Consider the following 15,261-nt stretch of genomic DNA (forward strand, 5'->3'; position numbering starts at 1 on the left):
CATGGAAAACCTGCACTATCGATTCGAAGGCGGCCACTCGCGCGGCAGCCGTCAAGGCTTGCTGGTCGGCGTGGTCAGTTCGGGCAATCTGGAAGTGCTGATCGAGGCGGCCAGCCTGAACGGTGCTTGTGAAATCGCGGTCCAGACCGCTGCCCGTGGTTTCGGCACGATCTGGCAAGCGGTGATGCAGGATTTTCATGCACGCTGGCAGCTGGCGGATATCCGGATTTCCATCAATGACATGGGCGCGACGCCCGCCGTCGTCAGTCTGCGCATGGACCAGGCAGTCGAGTCGATGCTGGGAGCGCAGGCATGACGCACAGCTATCTCGAAGCCAACGCCCGCGAGCGTCTTGCACTGTTGTTCGGACCGGATAATTTTGAAGAGTGGTTGCCACCATCGGCGCGCATCGTCAGTCCGCATCTGGCGCAATTGGATGCGCCGCGTGCGTTCGATGACGGTGTGGTGATCGGGCACGGCGCGCTGGACGGCAAGCGGATTTTTGCTGCTGCGCAGGAAGGCGGTTTCATGGGCGGCGCAGTTGGTGAAGTGCATGGCGCAAAACTGGTCGGCCTGTTGCGTCGGGCCATCGTCGACCAACCGGAAGCCGTGTTGCTGTTGCTGGAAACCGGCGGCGTGCGACTGCATGAAGCCAATGCCGGATTGATTGCCGTGTCTGAAGTCATGCGTGCGCTGCTCGATGTGCGCGCTGCCGGGATTCCGGTGGTGGTGCTGATCGGCGGCTCGAACGGTTGTTTTGGCGGCATGGGCATCGTCGCCCGTTGCGCCAATGCGATTGCCATGTCCGAGCAGGGCAGGTTGGCGATGTCGGGTCCGGAAGTGATCGAAACGGCTAGCGGCGTCGAGGAATTCGACTCACGCGACCGGGCGCTGGTATGGCGCACCACCGGCGGCAAGCATCGCTATTTGCTGGGCGATTGCGACCGGCTGGTCGACGACAGCATCGGGGAATTCCGACGCACCGCGCTGGAACTGATCGCTGCGGCGCACCAGGTCGAGATCCCGCTGACGCTGGCGGCACTCGACGCCGAACAACAGATGCTGCAGGACCGGCTCGATCAGTTCGGGACTGCCAGCGAACCGATGGAGATCTGGCGCCAGCTTGGCATCGTCGATCCGCAAGGTATCGCGATGCTGGAAGCGGACCAATTCATGGCGCTGGTCGCCGCCACGTCGGCAAGGAGTCATTGATGGATTGGCAAACACTGGCGCAGCAGCTTTTTCCGCTGGGTCATCAGATTACCGAGACGGATGCGTTCCTGTCCGGCAGCGCGACCGTTGGCGCAACCACGGTGGCCGTCATTGGCACTACCAACCACACGCCGATCGGGGTTGAAATCGCGCTGGCGCAAGCCCGCGCCGTGCTGGTCACGGTGCGTGATTTTCCGCAGCGACCGATCCTGATTCTGGTCGATACGCAAGGCCAGCGCCTGCGTCATCGCGACGAGATGCTGGGCATTAACAGCTACATGGCTCACCTCGGCAAATGCATCGCACTGGCACGCCAGTCGGGCCACCGCGTGATTGCGCTGGTGTATGACCAGGCGCTCTCGGGTGGTTTCATTACCAGCGGTTTGATGGCCGATGCCTGTTATGCCTTGCCTGCAGCAACCATCCGCGTGATGGGCTTGCCGGCAATGGCCCGCATCACCAAAGTGCCGGAAGAACGCCTGATCGCATTGGCGAAAGACAACCCGGTTTTTGCTCCCGGCCCGGAAAATTATGTGCGGATGGGCGGCGTGCAGGCGATCTGGGACGGCGATTTGGCCACCAGCCTGATCACCGCCCTGGCCGATGCCGATCCGCTCGATCGTCGCAGCGCGCTCGGGTTGGAACGCGGTGGTCGCAAGATGGCGCTGCCGGTGTCGCAACGGGTCATGAATGACGGTGATGCCGGCCAGGCATAGCCTGCTGTGGTTATCGGCTGCTGGCTGGGCCGACGCGCGCAGGCAGGTGCCGGCGTTGCACCATGCGCAGGTCGATCGCTGGGGGTCGTCGGACTGGCCGCTGATCGTGCGGCGTCAGGAAGCGGATTGTCCGGCTGGAACCCTCTGCGCCGGACTCGCCTTACCGCCTGATCCGGTGACGGCCACCAAGCATCGTTTGCCGCTGCGTGTTGCTGGCACGACAGTCACGCGGGTGCAGACACCAGTTGCCTTGTCGCTGGTGGGCGAGGTGGTGCCTGCTCACTGGCGGCCATCGCTGGATCGTTTGCAATCCGATGCGCTGGCATGTGGCTTGTCGTTGCAGGTGTTCGGCTCGGCGGCCTTGCAGGCGATCACTGGCTTGCCGTATCTGCGTGCCACTTCCGATCTGGATGTGCTGGTGCAACCGGCCACGCCTGCGCAGCTTGACGACGCATTGGCGCTGCTGGTCCGGTACAGTGCCGTGCTGCCGCTCGATGGCGAAATCGTCTTTCCATCAGGAGATGCCGTGTCATGGAAAGAGTGGCGCAACGCGGCGCAGCAATCGGTGCAATCCCGTGTTCTGGTCAAGCGTACTGATGGTGTCGCGCTGGTACGCATGGATGTGCTGCTGGCGACCCTGGTGCACGCAATGAGTCCGTCGTGTCCGCGCTAGCGAAGCAGTCGGTCCTGCTGCGGCATGCGATGTGCGACTGGATCGCCCATCTGGCCGTCCGCAGCCTGCATCAGGAACTTGTGCTGCATCCGAAGCCCGGTCTGGTGACGCCATTCAGTAACGGCAGCCATCGCGACATGACTGCGCAGACGTTCATGCGCAGCCTGTTCGCGTTGCGGCATTATTTTAAAAAAATCACCCGTGCCGGCGCCGATGGTGCCGGTTTCGACGCGCTGCGTGAACTGGGCATCGCTGCCGAACAGCAGATGCTGGTCGCCACGCGCGGTGTCAACACGCATCGCGGTGCGATCTTTGCGATCGGCATGTTGTGTGCGGCGCTGGGTGCACTGGCCGTGCGCCAGCAACCACTCGACCAGGCGATGTTGCGGCGCGTCCTGCTGCAGCTCTGGGGCGCGGACTTGCAGCGGCATGGAATGCCTGCGCATGAGGCATCGAACGCGCCGCAGATTCACGCCGTGCGCGGCGCGCGCGCAGAGGCGATGCTGGGCTTCCCATCGGTTTTCGAGATCGGTTTGCCGCAACTGACCGCGACGCTGGCGGCCGGACGCGGTTGGCATGCTGCCTGCGTCGATACCTTGTTTGCGCTGATTGCCCGCATCAACGACACCAATGTGCTGCATCGCGGTGGCCTCGACGGCGCTGCGATGGCACGTGCACTGGCCCGCAAGTTCATGCAAGAGGGTGGTACCGGCACATCGGATTGGCAAGCCCGCGCCGCCGACTGTAACGATCAGTTCGTGGCGATGAATTTGTCGCCGGGTGGCGCTGCCGATTTGCTGGCAGCGACGTGCCTGGTCTATTACGCAGCGCATCCGCAGGGCCATCGGCCATGAGCCGGCGCTACGCCATTCTTTGTCCGGGGCAAGGTGGCCAGCATCCGGCCATGTTTGTGATGAGCGACGGCGCGACCGATCTGCCGCTGCCTGCAGACCTGGCGCAGATACTGCACGATCCGGTGCGCCTGTTTTCAAATCGGCTGGCGCAGCCGCTGGTGGTGGCCGCGGGTTTGTCCCGATGGGAAGCGATCCGCAGCCTGATTCCGGCACCGGACCTGATAGCCGGCTACAGCGTCGGTGAACTCACCGCGTATGGCGTGGCCGGCGCGCTGCCTTCAGCGTCGCTGGTCGCACTGGCCGCCGAACGCGCCATGTTGATGGATGCCTGCGTCGATCCGCATGCACCGCATCGGATGCTGGCCATCAGCGGGCTCATGCGGCACAGTCTTGCTCCGATGTTGCTGGCCCATCACCTGTTTGTGGCGATCGACAACGGCGCCGACCGGCTGGTAGTCGGCGGACTGGCCAGCCGGTCTGGCGATATCGAGAGTACTGTGATGGTATTGGGTGGAACCTGCCAGCGCTTGCCGGTGGCGGTGGCCTCGCACACCCCGCTGATGCTGGGGGCCGCGACCGGGTTTGCGGCAGCGCTGGCAGCGCAACCGTGGCGCACGGCCAGCGTGCCGGTGTTGAGCGGCATTGGTGCGGCCAAAGTCACTGATGTGGCGATGGCGCAGACCACGCTGGTGGCACAGTTGTCGCAGACCATACTCTGGCAGGACTGCCTTGATGCCTGTGTCGAAAACGGCATTGGCGTGACGCTCGAACTTGGCCCGGGTGATGCGTTGTCGCGGATGATGCGGGCGCGCCATCCGCAAGTGGAAAGCCGTTCGATCGACAGTTTTCGCAGCATTGACGGTGCGGCAAGCTGGCTAAAACGACAGATTGCCTGAGTCGTCCAGATTCTTTGCCGAACAGTGCTACGATTCGTGTCCGCCGTGCCCGATAGCCGTTCGTGCACAACGCAACTGACTTTCGATTGACCTCCCAATGACTTCCTCGACCTCTTCCAAAAACATTGCCGGCCTGACGCTTGCCGCTATCGGCGTTGTGTACGGTGATATCGGTACCAGTCCGCTGTATGCGCTGAAAGAAGTGTTTTCCGGTAGCCACGGCGTGCCACTCAATACCGCCAATCTGTTCGGCATCGTCTCGTTGATCGTGTGGGGACTGATCATCATCGTGTCGCTCAAATACGTGACCCTGATCCTGCGGGCCGACAATAACGGCGAGGGCGGGATCATGGCGCTGCTGGCGCTGGCGCTGTCATCGGTGACACAGAAATCCGGTTGGTACCGCCCACTGACCATTATCGGATTGCTCGGCGCTGCGCTGTTTTATGGCGACAGCGTCATCACACCAGCGATCTCGGTACTCTCGGCGATCGAAGGACTGGAGCTGGCAACGCCGGCGTTTTCACCCTACGTGGTGCCGCTGACCGTGATGGTGCTGGTCGGCCTGTACACGGTGCAGTTCAAGGGTTCGGCCGGTATCGGTAAATGGTTTGGTGTGGTGATGCTGGTCTGGTTCGGTACGCTGGCGACGATGGGTATCGTCAATATCGTGCAGATGCCGCAAATCCTGGCAGCCTTGAACCCGTACTATGCGCTGGTTTTCCTGGCGGGAAATCCGTGGATGGCCTTCATTGCGCTGGGCGCGATCGTGCTGGCGTTCACCGGCGCCGAGGCGCTGTATGCCGACATGGGACATTTCGGACGGCGACCAATCCGGCTGGCATGGTCGCTTATCGTGTTCCCGGCGCTGGCGCTGAATTATCTGGGGCAGGGCGGCTTGTTGCTGGCCAATCCGGCGGCAGTCACCAATCCGTTTTATAACCAGCTTGGTGCCTGGAGCATTTATCCGCTGGTAATCCTGTCGACGCTGGCGACCGTGATTGCGTCGCAGGCGACGATCTCGGGTACGTTCTCGATGACGCAACAAGCCATCTCGCTGGGATTTTTGCCGCGCATGCGTGTTGTGCATACCTCTGAACGCGAGATCGGCCAAATCTATATTCCTACCGCAAACTGGGTGCAACTGGTGGTGGTGATCCTGGCGGTGGTCGGTTTCGGTTCATCGACCAATCTGGCTGCGGCCTACGGGATTGCAGTCACTGCGACGATGACTACCACCACGATCCTGACGTTCTTTGTGGTGCGCTATGCGTGGCGCTACAACATCTGGCTGTGTCTCTTGGCAACCGGATTTTTCTTTGTAATCGACGCCGCCTTCCTCTCTGCCAATTTCCTGAAAATCGCGCATGGCGGCTGGTTCCCGCTTGTGCTCGGCAGCGTGATGTTTACCATCATGATGACCTGGAAACGTGGTCGCCAGATGGTGTTCGACAACCTGAAGAAGCACGCGATACCACTGGACCAGTTCCTCAGTTCGCTGTTCCTGAGCCCACCAATCCGGGTTCCGGGTACGGCTATATTCCTGCGCGGCGAAGGGGATGGCGTGCCGCATGCGATGCTGCACAATCTGGCGCACAACAAGGTACTGCACGAGCAGGTCCTGTTTCTGACGATCCGCAACCGGCAAATACCGCGTGTGCCGGAAGCCGAGCGTGTGACCATACAGTCACTCGGCAACGACTGCTTCCAGATTTATGTCGATTATGGTTTCAAGGATGAGCGCGATATTCCGGCGGCACTAGAGGTTTGCCGCAAGTCGGGCCTGACGCTGGAAATGATGGAAACCTCGTTCTTCATTTCACGTCAGACAGTGATCCCGACGGTCAATAATGGCGGCATGGCGTTATGGCGTGAACGACTCTTTGCCATGATGTCGCGCAACGCGCGGGATGCGGCGGACTACTTCCGGATTCCGAGTAACCGGGTGATCGAACTGGGGACGCAGGTCGAAATTTAAGGTGACTGTCCTGGCCAGACAGGTAAAAAAGCGCCGGGCGTTCCATCAGGAACGCCCGGCGCTTTTTATGGACGTCACTCTTTATTTTGCGATGTCCTCCCCGTAGCCGCCACCACCCGGCGTTTCAATCACAAACACGTCACCTGGCTGCATCTGTGTACTGGCCACGAAACCAAGTTGCTCGGTCGTGCCATCGGAACGGACCACGTAGTTTCTTCCGCATTGACCGGGCTCGCCACCGGCCGCACCAAACGGCGGGACGATGCGATTGTTCGACAGGATGGACGCATCCATTTTTTCCAGGAAACGGATCTTGCGCGTACCGCCATTGCCGCCATGCCATTTGCCGTTTCCACCCGAATGTGGCCGGATTTCGTAACTGTCGAGCCTGACCGGATAACGCCATTCGAGGATTTCCGGATCGGTTAACCGAGAATTGGTCATGTGCGTCTGGACCACATCGGTTCCGTCAAAACCATTGCCGGCACCCGAGCCGCCCGAGATGGTCTCGTAATACTGATACTCGTCATTACCGAACGTAAAATTGTTCATTGTGCCAGGTGACGATGCCATCACGCCTAGCGCACCATAGAGCGCATTGGTGATGCAGCTGGAGGTTTCGACATTGCCGGATACCACTGCCGCCGGATAATTCGGGTTCAGCATCGAGCCTTCCGGAATGATCACGTTGAGTGGTTTCAGACAGCCCGCATTGAGAGGAATCTCGTCATCGGTCAGCGTGCGGAAGACGTACAGCACGGCCGCCATGCAGATTGCACTCGGCGCATTGAAGTTGTTGTCGAGTTGCGGTGAGGTGCCGGTGAAATCGATGTCGGCGCTGCGGCTAGCCTGATCGACCCGGATCGCGATCCGGATCAGCGCACCGTTATCCAGTCGGTATTCGTAACTCGACTCCCGCAACGTGCCGATCACACGCCGGATTGCTTCCTCTGCGTTGTCCTGCACGTGCTGCATGTAGGCTTGCACCATGCCCAGACCGAAATGCTCGACCATTTTCAGCAGTTCATCGACGCCTTTCTGGTTTGCCGCGATCTGTGCCTGCAGGTCGGCGATATTTTGCGGGATGTTGCGTGCCGGATAGCGGCCGGAGCCGAGCAGGGCGACGGTTTCCTGTTCCAGAAATTGACCACCGCGCACCAGCTGGAAATTGTTGATCAGCACGCCTTCTTCCTCGACTACCTTGCTATTGGCAGGCATCGATCCGGGTGTGATGCCGCCGATATCGGCGTGATGGCCACGGGAGCCGACGTAGAACAGGATGTCTTTGCCAGCGGCGTCGAACGCTGGCGTGATCACGGTGATGTCGGGCAGATGTGTGCCGCCGTGGTACGGATCGTTGAGCATATACACGTCACCCTGCTGCATCTTGCCGGCGTTGTCGCGCATGATGGTTTTGATGCTTTCGCCCATCGAGCCGAGGTGGACCGGAATATGCGGTGCATTCGCAATCAGGTTGCCATCAGCATCAAACAGCGCACATGAAAAATCCAGGCGCTCTTTGATGTTGACCGAGAACGCGGTGTTTTGCAGACGCAATCCCATCTGCTCTGCAATGCTCATGAACAGATTGTTGAACACTTCCAGCATCACCGGATCGGCAGTCGTGCCCATGGCCACACGCTGTACGCGTGCCTCCACGCGCGTCATGACCAGGTGGTTCAGCGGCGTGACTTCGGCTACCCAGCCGGGCTCCACCACATTGGTGGCGTTCTTTTCAGCGACGATGGCAGGACCGCGGACCCGGTCGCCCGCACGCATGTCGTCGCGCAGATACAGGCTGGTGTCATGCCAATGTCCGCCCGAGAATACCCGCACCTGTTCGTTTGCCTTCAGTGGACCGACGCGTGGTGGCAATTCATCGATGACTTCGGCGTTGTCTTCCGACTTGCCGATGGCTTCGACCGAGATTGCCTCGATGACCAGAGGCTTGTCGGACATCAGGAATGAATAGCGTTTTTTATAGGCAGCTTCGAACTGCGCCAGCATCTGTCCGATCTCGGCATACGGCACAACGATGATCGAATCGGTACCGTCGTAACGCAAATGCACGCGCTCCATGATGATGATGCGTTCCGCGCTGACACCTTGCGCCAGCAAATCGTCGCGACCGGATTGGGCCAGCAAGCGCAGTTCGGCTTCGACTGTAGCGACGGCCGATGCATTCAGCGGGAGTTCCAGCGCTTTCTCGCGCATTGCGGTCTGATCCGCCAGTCCCATGCCGTAGGCCGACAGCACGCCGGCAAACGGATGTGCAAACACCCGCGTCATGCCGAGTGCATCGGCCACCAGGCAGGCATGCTGACCACCTGCGCCGCCGAACGTGCTGAGCGTGTATTCGGTGACGTCATGACCGCGCTGGACCGAGATGAATTTGATCGCGTTGGCCATGTTGCCGACGGCGATGTCGATAAAGCCTTCTGCCACTTCCTCCGGGCTGCGACGGTTGCCGGTCGCTTCGAAAATCTCCATGGCCATGTCAGTGAACTTGCGTACGACTGCGTCGCGATCGAGCCTGGCATCGGCGTTCGGGCCGAAGACGGCCGGAAAATGTGCCGGCTGGATTTTTCCCATCATCACATTGCAATCCGTCACCGCCAGCGGCCCGCCGCGACGATAACTGGACGGTCCCGGATTGGCTCCTGCGCTGTCCGGACCAACCCGATAGCGTGCGCCATCAAAATGCAGGATCGAGCCGCCGCCAGCAGCGACCGTATGGATGCTCATCATCGGTGCGCGCATACGTACACCGGCAACCTGCGTCTCGAATTCACGTTCGAATTCACCGGCGTAGTGCGAGACATCGGTGGAGGTTCCGCCCATGTCGAAGCCGATGATCTTGTCGAATCCCGCTGTCTTTGCAGTGCCCGCCATACCGACGATGCCGCCGGCCGGCCCGGACAGAATCGAGTCCTTGCCCTGGAAGCGATGGGCGTCGGTCAGTCCCCCATTGCTTTGCATAAACAGAAGGCGCACGCCGTTCATCTGGCCGGCCACCTGATTGACATAGCGTCGCAAGATTGGCGACAGATAGGCATCGACCACGGTGGTGTCGCCGCGCGAAACCAGTTTCATTAACGGGCTGACCGCGTGTGACACCGATACCTGCGTGAAGCCGATGACGTTGGCAATGCGTGCGAGGGCAGCTTCGTGTTGCGTATAGCGGTAGCCGTGCATGAGGACAATCGCCACTGCGCGGATGCCTCTGTCGAACAATTTTTTCAGGTCGGCATGTGCACGATCTTCGTTCAGAGGCGTGATGACTTCGCCATGGGCACTAACACGTTCTTCTACCTCGATGACGGTTTCGTAGAGCAGTTCGGGCAGGACGATATGGCGGTCGAAAAGCCGGGGACGATTTTGATAGGCGATCCGCAGTGCATCGCGAAATCCGCCTGTGATCAGCAGCGCTGTCGGATCACCCTTACGTTCCAGTAGCGCGTTGGTCGCCACCGTGGTCCCCATTTTTACTGCATCGACGACTTGTGGCGAGATCACGTCGGTTTGTTGCAGTCCGAGTAAAAGTTTGATGCCGGCGACTGCTGCATCGGGATACTGCTCTGGATTTTCAGATAAAAGTTTGTGCGTAAGCAGCTTGCCATTTGGTTGTCTTGCGACGATATCGGTAAATGTGCCTCCTCGATCAATCCAGAATTGCCACCGTTTGTCTGCCGTGTCGGTCGTGTTGTGTTGTTGATTCATGTCCTGATCGTCCTTCCTTGCAAATAAAGAATCACTGCCCGAAAAACTTGAAATATCTTGGTCGTATTGCAATTGAATAGTAATATAATTTATCGACAAATCGTCGATAAAACAATTTTGAACAGAAAATAACGCCGGATAACGGGATCAAGCAACGTAGTTGGTGCGAAATCACGACGCCAGACATCCCGAAAAAAGCAGGCCGGCAAAACCATTTGTTGATCTTATTTCCCCCTGTCCATTGTCATGGCGGGATTGTTTAGTCAGCATCAAAAGGAGCGTCTCATCATGTATGTCACAACACTATGCAAACGATTTGTGCAGGCAGGTATCGCGATGGCGATCAGTCTGTCGGCACATGCGCAACAAGAAATCAAAATTGGCGTCATTTATCCACTCACTGGCGCCGCAGCATCATCCGGCGCCGAAATGAAGAGTGCCCTCGAACTGGCCGTTGACATTATTAACAATGGCGCTAAGTCTGTACCAAATCTGCCATTCTCCGAGGGAGGGGGCCTGCCGAATCTCAAGGGCGCGAAAATAAAGCTGGTATTCGCCGATCATCAGGGCAATCCGCAAGCGGGTGCAACCGAAGCCGAACGTCTGATTACCCAGGAAAAAGTGGTGGCTATTGTCGGCGCGTATTCAAGTAACGTCACGGCAACCGCCAGCCAGATTGCGGAGCGCTACAAGATTCCTTTCATTAATCCCGAATCGTCCTCCGCCTCACTTACCGAGCGCAATTTCAAATGGTTCTTCCGCACCACAGCGCATGACGACTTGTTCGTGCATAACTTTTTTGAGTTTTTCAAGGAACTGGAAGCCAAAAAAGGTATCAAGGTCAAACGTCTGGCAGCGTTCAACGAAAATACGTTGTGGGGGAATGAAACCAGTAAATTGGAGACCAAACTGGCTGCAGAAAGAGGTTACGACCTGACCAAGGTCATTTCGTATCCTGCCAAAAGCACCCAGCTAACCTCCGAAGTTCAGTTGCTGAAAGCAGCGGCACCCCAGGTGGTGATGCAGTCGTCTTATCTCGGCGACGCCATTATGGCCATGAAAACCTATAAGGAACTGGGCTTCTCGCCAGACATGATTCTTGCCAATAATTCAGGCTTTACCGACACTGAATTTATTCGGACCCTGGGCAAGGATGCTGAATTCGTGATTACCCGCGATGTCTGGTCACTCGACTTAGCCAAGAACAACCCGCTTATCAAGGAAGTCAACGATCTGTTTTTCGAACGTAACAAGATCAACTTCACCGGCAATTCTGCACGGACGTTTACTGGTCTTATGACGCTAGCCGATGCGATCAACCGAGCGGGATCGACCGAGCCGGAAGCGATTCGCAAGGCGTTAATACAAACCAACATCCCCGGAAATAAAATCATCATGCCGTGGAAGGGTATCAAGTTCGACAACAAGGGCCAGAACGTCTACGGTTCCGGCATTCTTGTTCAGATCATCGATGGCAAGTACAACACCATCTGGCCGTTCGACCTGGCCACCAGGGATGTTGTCTGGCCAATGCCGAAATGGGATCAGCGCAAATAGACGCAGCGTGTCTTGCTGCCGTGCTTCAGGTACGGCAGCAATCTTCACGTTCGCACTCAACGACACAATAACGCGGCAATCGGCAGCATCGAAGGGGAAGGTATGTCTGAAATACTTGTACAGACGCTGGTATCTGGCTTGCTTATCGGCTTGATTTACGCACTGGTGGCAATCGGTTTGACGATGATTTTCGGGGTGATGGACATCATTAATTTTTCACATGGCGAATTTTTGATGTTCGGCATGTATTCCAGTTTTTGGCTCTACACACTCTACGCATTCGATCCCATCGTGACATTGCCGCTGACCGCGCTGTTCCTGTTCGGGCTGGGCGTGATTGTCTACAAACTGGTCATCAGCAAAATCACCAACGCACCGATGGTGTCGCAGATATTCACGACCTTCGGACTGATGTTGCTGTTTCGCGGGATAGCACAGTTTTTCTGGAAACCGGATTTCCGGACCATCGGACACACGATGGTCAGCGGAAGTTTTTCGGTAGGCGGCATTCAGATCGGCACGCCACAACTGACGGCGGGTGTCGGTGCAATTCTCGTCACCGCAGGAATCTACCTGTTTATTACCAAGACGCGCCTAGGCGCTGCACTTGAGGCAACTGCTGCCGACAAGGAAGCAGCCCGTCTGATGGGTATCGATTCTCAGAAAATGTTTGCGCTGGCCTGGGGAATCGGTGCTGCCTGCGCAGGTGTGGCGGGCGTGTTGCTGTCGACATTCTTTCCGATCTTCCCGGATGTGGGCGCGAATTTCATCCTGATTGCTTTCGTTGTGGTCAACCTTGGTGGCTTTGGCAGCATCGTTGGCGCACTCGTCGCCGGCATCCTCGTTGGCGTGATCGAAGTCATGGGCGGATTTCTGCTCGGACCGCAATACAAACTGGCCATCGTACTGGTGCTGTTCCTGGCTGTCCTGATGTTCCGGCCGCAAGGCTTGATGGGCAAAGCCTGATCACTTACTGCTTAAAAAGAGAACACTCATGAGTAATAATGCTGTCATTCCGCAGCCGGTCGAGCCGCTGTCCGTTCTGCCCGGAAAATCCGCCAACCTTGGCTATTTGCTGATACTTGCCCTGCTGATCTTTGCCTGTTTCGTGCCCTTGTTTGTTGATAGTCCCTCACATCAGAATGTCGCGATCCTCGTGCTGATGGCCGCACAGATGGGCGTTGCCTGGAATATCGTGGGCGGCTATGCCGGGCAGGTCTCACTTGGTCACGCCGCGTTTTATGGCATCGGTGCCTATACCTCCACCTTGCTGTTTGCGAAGTTCGGACTTAATCCCTGGGTGTCGATGTTGGCAGGTGGCGCGTTGGCAGCGCTGGTCAGCGTTGTCATCGGCTGGTCTTGCTTCCGTCTCAAGGGCCATTATTTCGCAATGGCGACCATTGCGGTGGCTGAAATCATCCAGATCATTTTTACCAATTGGGAGTTCGCAGGCAGCGCTGTCGGTCTGACCATTCCTATGGACAAGGAAGGCTGGGATGTATTCGTTTTTGCCTCGAAGGTGCCGTATTACTATATTGCTCTGGGTTTGCTGATTGCGACATTGCTGGCCAACCTGGTGATCGATCGCAGTTTCTACGGTTATTACTTTCGGGCGATCAAGGACGAGCCGGATGCGGCCCGCAGCCTAGGCGTCAATCTGCGCAAGTACAAGCTGATTGCGTTCGCTGTGAGTAGTTTTTTTACGGCGCTTGGTGGTAGTTTCTACGCGCAGAAAGAGTTGTACATCGATCCGGCGTCCGTGCTGAGTACCGGCTTGTCGATCAAGATGGCGCTGGTCTCTATTCTGGGTGGTATTGGAACCCTGTTTGGTCCTGTGCTCGGAGCCGGCATCCTGACCCTGATCGACGAAGGAACGCGGGCACTTTTCGGCGGTACCGGACGCGGCACGGACCTGATCATTTACGCAGCGCTGATCATCGCAGTCGCCGTTTATTATCCTAACGGCGTCATGGGCTGGTTCCGCAGTCTGATGTCGCGTCGCCAGGCGGCCCAATCGCAGGCAGCCAAAGGAGAACTTGCATGAGCCTCCTCAGTGTAAGAAACGTCACCAAGAAATTCGGTGGTATTACCGCCAATCAGGATGTGTCGTTTTCTCTCGATGCCGGTCAGATCGTCGGTTTGATCGGGCCGAACGGCGCCGGAAAAACCACAATGTTTAACTGTATTGCAGGATATTTTCCGCCCACTGCCGGTGAAATTTATCTCAATGACGTCAACATTGCCGGCTTGTCGCCAGAACAATGTGCCCGCGCCGGCATTGCCCGCACCTTCCAGGTTGCGCGGACTTTTACCAGTATGACTGCGCTTGAAAATGTCATGGTAGGCGCCTTCCTGCACAACAAGAATGTGCGCGCAGCGCGCGAGGCCGCGGCGGAACTATTGGGTTTCGTCAATCTCGGAAAATTCCGTGACAAGCCGGCGGCCAGCATGACGATCAGCGAACAGCGGCGTCTGGCGGTAGCGCGCGCACTGGCGGTGAATCCGAAGCTGTTGCTGATGGATGAAGTCATGGCAGGGTTGAATCCGACCGAGGTCAAGGAAACGGTGGAGGTGGTCTTGAAAATCCGTGATCGCGGTATCTCGTGCCTGATCGTCGAGCATGTCCTTGAGGGCATCATGCCGATAGCGAATGCCATCGTCGTGCTGGACTACGGCAAGAAGATCGCTGACGGAACGCCGCAAGCCATATCAAACGATCCGCAAGTCATTGCTGCCTATCTGGGAGACGAATAATGCTGCAAGTACGCAATCTGCGGGTCAGTTACGACGGTGTGCTGGCGATTTCCAAGGTCGATATCGACGTCGGTGCCGGCAAGCTGGTGGCGCTGGTGGGGGGAAACGGTAATGGAAAATCGACAACGCTACGGGCCATCGCCGGACTCAACTTGCCTGATAACGGCAAAATCATTTTCAACAACAATGAAATCCAGGACACGCCAGCACATCTGCGGGTGCCTCTTGGCCTGTCGCTGGTACCGGAAGGGCGGCGAATTTTCGCCCGCCTGACGGTGCAGCGCAATCTGGAGCTGGGTGCTTATACCCGGCATGACGCTCACGAAGTGCGCGAATCGGTCGACAGCATGTACACGCTCTTTCCGATTCTGAAAGAGCGTCGCAGCCAGCTGGCTGGCACCATGAGCGGGGGCGAACAGCAAATGCTGGCGATTGGGCGCGGGCTGATGGCCAAGCCCAAGTTATTGCTGCTCGATGAGCCCTCATGGGGGATCGCACCGAAATTCGTGACCAAGGTGCTGGACACCATACAAATGGTGAATTCACGTGGGGTGTCAGTACTGCTGGTCGAGCAGAGCCTGCACAAAGCGCTGGCAATTGCCGATTATGGCTATGTGATCCAGACCGGTCGGATCGTGATGCAAGGAACGGGTAAAGACTTGCTGAATAATGACGAGATCAAAAAGGCGTATCTGGGTTTGTAATCCGGGGAGTCGTTTGGATGGTTTGCGAAGAACGACTCCCGATAAGGGTTGGAAAATCGTTCGAGCTATCGATAGGCGGACGGGGTGGACTGAACGCAGATCTGCATCGCCTAACGTGCCAAAATTTTCCGGTACCAGCGACGATACGCGGCATCACCAAAGCCGTCCGTATTTTTAGTGGGAAGCGCAGTCGTGCA

At 57.8% G+C, this 15,261-nt stretch carries 13 protein-coding genes; 12 read left to right on the forward strand and 1 reads right to left on the reverse strand.

Features of this window, described 5'->3' with window-relative positions; translation table 11 throughout:
* Position 1: 1 nt before the first annotated feature.
* The 7 genes from mdcC to ABD720_RS05815 all read left to right on the forward strand — a co-directional run bounded on the left by mdcC (position 2) and on the right by ABD720_RS05815 (position 6,329).
* A complete protein-coding gene (gene mdcC / locus ABD720_RS05785; RefSeq protein WP_344762287.1) occupies positions 2-316 on the forward strand; it encodes a malonate decarboxylase acyl carrier protein in 315 nt (104 codons plus the stop codon).
* Positions 313-1,212, forward strand: coding sequence for a biotin-independent malonate decarboxylase subunit beta (locus ABD720_RS05790; protein ID WP_344762288.1), 900 nt, complete (start codon positions 313-315; stop codon positions 1,210-1,212). Before mdcC ends, ABD720_RS05790 begins: the two co-directional genes overlap by 4 nt.
* Positions 1,212-1,928 carry a biotin-independent malonate decarboxylase subunit gamma gene (mdcE, locus tag ABD720_RS05795; RefSeq protein WP_344762289.1) on the forward strand — a complete coding sequence of 239 codons (717 nt, stop codon included), beginning with the start codon at positions 1,212-1,214 and terminating at the stop codon, positions 1,926-1,928. Before ABD720_RS05790 ends, mdcE begins: the two co-directional genes overlap by 1 nt.
* The gene (gene mdcG / locus ABD720_RS05800) at positions 1,912-2,601 is read left to right on the forward strand and encodes a malonate decarboxylase holo-[acyl-carrier-protein] synthase (protein WP_344762290.1); all 690 of its coding nucleotides are present in this window, start codon (positions 1,912-1,914) and stop codon (positions 2,599-2,601) included. Before mdcE ends, mdcG begins: the two co-directional genes overlap by 17 nt.
* Positions 2,589-3,455: a triphosphoribosyl-dephospho-CoA synthase MdcB gene (gene mdcB / locus ABD720_RS05805; protein ID WP_344762291.1), complete on the forward strand. Its 867-nt coding sequence runs from the start codon at positions 2,589-2,591 to the stop codon at positions 3,453-3,455. The genes mdcG and mdcB overlap by 13 nt, the downstream gene beginning before the upstream one ends.
* A complete protein-coding gene (locus ABD720_RS05810) occupies positions 3,452-4,351 on the forward strand; it encodes an acyltransferase domain-containing protein (RefSeq protein ID WP_344762292.1) in 900 nt (299 codons plus the stop codon). Before mdcB ends, ABD720_RS05810 begins: the two co-directional genes overlap by 4 nt.
* Before the next feature lie 97 nt (positions 4,352-4,448).
* Positions 4,449-6,329: a potassium transporter Kup gene (locus tag ABD720_RS05815; RefSeq protein WP_344762293.1), complete on the forward strand. Its 1,881-nt coding sequence runs from the start codon at positions 4,449-4,451 to the stop codon at positions 6,327-6,329.
* A gap of 81 nt (positions 6,330-6,410) precedes the next feature.
* On the opposite strand, the gene ABD720_RS05820 is transcribed toward ABD720_RS05815, so the two are convergent.
* Positions 6,411-10,049, reverse strand: a complete 3,639-nt coding sequence (locus ABD720_RS05820) for a hydantoinase B/oxoprolinase family protein (RefSeq protein ID WP_344762294.1) — start codon at positions 10,047-10,049, stop codon at positions 6,411-6,413.
* A 288-nt stretch (positions 10,050-10,337) separates the two neighbouring features.
* Between ABD720_RS05820 and ABD720_RS05825 the strand changes: the two genes are divergently transcribed.
* From ABD720_RS05825 to ABD720_RS05845, 5 genes are all read left to right on the forward strand, one after another.
* Positions 10,338-11,606 (forward strand): ABC transporter substrate-binding protein, encoded by a 1,269-nt coding sequence (locus tag ABD720_RS05825; RefSeq protein WP_344762295.1) that lies wholly within the window; start codon positions 10,338-10,340, stop codon positions 11,604-11,606.
* A gap of 102 nt (positions 11,607-11,708) precedes the next feature.
* Positions 11,709-12,572, forward strand: coding sequence for a branched-chain amino acid ABC transporter permease (locus tag ABD720_RS05830; RefSeq protein ID WP_344762296.1), 864 nt, complete (start codon positions 11,709-11,711; stop codon positions 12,570-12,572).
* A 28-nt stretch (positions 12,573-12,600) separates the two neighbouring features.
* Positions 12,601-13,650, forward strand: a complete 1,050-nt coding sequence (locus tag ABD720_RS05835; protein ID WP_344762297.1) for a branched-chain amino acid ABC transporter permease — start codon at positions 12,601-12,603, stop codon at positions 13,648-13,650.
* Complete coding sequence (locus ABD720_RS05840) at positions 13,647-14,360, forward strand: ABC transporter ATP-binding protein (protein ID WP_344762298.1); 714 nt, start codon at positions 13,647-13,649, stop codon at positions 14,358-14,360. Before ABD720_RS05835 ends, ABD720_RS05840 begins: the two co-directional genes overlap by 4 nt.
* A complete protein-coding gene (locus ABD720_RS05845) occupies positions 14,360-15,064 on the forward strand; it encodes an ABC transporter ATP-binding protein (protein WP_344762299.1) in 705 nt (234 codons plus the stop codon). Before ABD720_RS05840 ends, ABD720_RS05845 begins: the two co-directional genes overlap by 1 nt.
* Positions 15,065-15,261 lie beyond the last annotated feature (197 nt).

Origin of the sequence: Actimicrobium antarcticum, from assembly GCF_039536745.1 — a bacterium.
Lineage (GTDB): Bacteria > Pseudomonadota > Gammaproteobacteria > Burkholderiales > Burkholderiaceae_D > Actimicrobium > Actimicrobium antarcticum.

What these genes read in the sequence shown, in the direction of transcription:
- mdcC (WP_344762287.1), top strand. Translation starts at nt 2, where the DNA reads ATGGAAAACCTGCACTATCGATTCGAAGGCGGCCACTCGCGCGGCAGC.
- ABD720_RS05790 (WP_344762288.1), top strand. Translation starts at nt 313, where the DNA reads ATGACGCACAGCTATCTCGAAGCCAACGCCCGCGAGCGTCTTGCACTG.
- mdcE (WP_344762289.1), top strand. Translation starts at nt 1,212, where the DNA reads ATGGATTGGCAAACACTGGCGCAGCAGCTTTTTCCGCTGGGTCATCAG.
- mdcG (WP_344762290.1), top strand. Translation starts at nt 1,912, where the DNA reads ATGCCGGCCAGGCATAGCCTGCTGTGGTTATCGGCTGCTGGCTGGGCC.
- ABD720_RS05810 (WP_344762292.1), top strand. Translation starts at nt 3,452, where the DNA reads ATGAGCCGGCGCTACGCCATTCTTTGTCCGGGGCAAGGTGGCCAGCAT.
- ABD720_RS05815 (WP_344762293.1), top strand. Translation starts at nt 4,449, where the DNA reads ATGACTTCCTCGACCTCTTCCAAAAACATTGCCGGCCTGACGCTTGCC.
- ABD720_RS05820 (WP_344762294.1), bottom strand. Translation starts at nt 10,049, where the DNA reads ATGAATCAACAACACAACACGACCGACACGGCAGACAAACGGTGGCAA.
- ABD720_RS05825 (WP_344762295.1), top strand. Translation starts at nt 10,338, where the DNA reads ATGTATGTCACAACACTATGCAAACGATTTGTGCAGGCAGGTATCGCG.
- ABD720_RS05830 (WP_344762296.1), top strand. Translation starts at nt 11,709, where the DNA reads ATGTCTGAAATACTTGTACAGACGCTGGTATCTGGCTTGCTTATCGGC.
- ABD720_RS05835 (WP_344762297.1), top strand. Translation starts at nt 12,601, where the DNA reads ATGAGTAATAATGCTGTCATTCCGCAGCCGGTCGAGCCGCTGTCCGTT.
- ABD720_RS05840 (WP_344762298.1), top strand. Translation starts at nt 13,647, where the DNA reads ATGAGCCTCCTCAGTGTAAGAAACGTCACCAAGAAATTCGGTGGTATT.
- ABD720_RS05845 (WP_344762299.1), top strand. Translation starts at nt 14,360, where the DNA reads ATGCTGCAAGTACGCAATCTGCGGGTCAGTTACGACGGTGTGCTGGCG.